We start from the raw sequence: 1,443 nt of genomic DNA, 5'->3' as shown, positions 1-1,443 counted from the left end.
GGGAGTGGGCAAAACTTGGGGGTGTCTGTGTATGTTGGTGGTTCATTGAGAAGGGAACTGCCATGGAAGTGCGGATTATTGTCGAGACGACCTTTGAGAACGGAACCACAAAGAGGCATCGTCTCGGCCGTTTGTCCCGCCCGTTTCGACGCACGCAGCCTGAGGGGTTCGGGTTGTTGCTCGAAGATGCGAAGACGATCCTGGGGCAATTGCAAAGTGCGATCCTGCACGACCAGATCGAGGAAATTTCCGAAGCCAGCCGGATCTGCCCGGACTGCGACGGGGTCCGGGCTATACATGATTATCGGTCGCGGGTGCTCGACACACTCTTCGGCAGGTTCGAGGTCAAAGCGCCGCGCATTCGGCGTTGCGCCTGCAATGCAAAATCCGATGTTGTCTTGGGCGGACCGCTTTCGCCTCTCGCTCACTTTTTCCCGGATCGATCGACCCCGGAACTGCGACGCCTTCAAGCCGAACTTGGAGCGCGTCATTCCTTTCGGGAAGCGGTGCGTATTCTGGAAACCTTTCTGCCTTGCGCGAAGCAGGTGAACACATCGGTGCGCAATCGACTGGGCAAAGTTGCCCGGGAAATCTGCGACAGCGAGCAGAATGAGCCGCTGGTTCCTTCAGCCGCCGAAGAGGCGCCTGCGCTGACGGTTTTCCTGGACGGTGCGCATATCCGATGCAGGCCGGAATATCAGAAGCGACACCTCGATGTTGTGGTCGGTAAAATTGAAGGCCACGATAGGTGCCGTCGCTTCGGCTTGGTGCAACAGGCGGTCCTGTCACCTGCCAGTCAGCTTCGCCAGCACTTGAGGGCTCTCGGTTGGGATCACGAACAAACCGTCACGGTAATTTCGGACGGGGAACCAGCCCTGCCAAACCTCGTCCGCAATGCCGTCGATGGAAAGGTCCGCCACATCCTCGACTGGTGGCATATCTCGATGCGTATTCAGCACGTCGAGAACGCCGTAAAAGGCCTGCTGCAGAGCAGGGGTTTCTCCGGCATTCCAGTGTTGTTCAAACGTCCGGCCGAAACACTGCGATGGTACCTTTGGCATGGGAAAGTTCTAACGGCCACGACCAGTCTGCAATGGTTGATCGTCGATTGCACGCGGCTGAATACAGATGATCGCATGGCGGCTGAAGCAGCCCGACGCGTGCAAGCCCGGTGCCCGGACCTCTATTCCTACCTTGCGAACAACATGGACAGCCTGACCGACTATGGTCGGCGGTACCGCACGGGTTTTCCGATTTCTTCATCCCGGGCAGAGGGCTGCGTGGACGACATCGGGAACACCCGCATGGGCAAGCGCCGCCGCATGAGATGGTCGCCCAATGGAGCCCACCGCGTGGCTGTTGTCCGCGCCGCCGTTCTCGACGGTCGGCTAACCGGAGCCTACCAAAGAGCAGCCGCATGACCCCCAAGTTTTGCCCACTCCC

1 protein-coding gene is annotated in these 1,443 nt (G+C 59.1%); it reads left to right on the top strand.

Features of this window, described 5'->3' with window-relative positions; translation table 11 throughout:
• The first annotated feature begins 62 nt into the window (after window positions 1-62).
• Entirely contained in the window at window positions 63-1,421 is a 1,359-nt protein-coding gene (locus PVW27_RS21465; RefSeq protein ID WP_045685462.1) for an ISKra4 family transposase, read from the top strand.
• Window positions 1,422-1,443 lie beyond the last annotated feature (22 nt).

It is taken from the genome of Seohaeicola sp. 4SK31, assembly GCF_028802875.1.
In the GTDB taxonomy this organism is placed as follows: Bacteria; Pseudomonadota; Alphaproteobacteria; order Rhodobacterales; family Rhodobacteraceae; genus Seohaeicola.
This window is presented reverse-complemented; position numbering and strand designations above follow the sequence as displayed.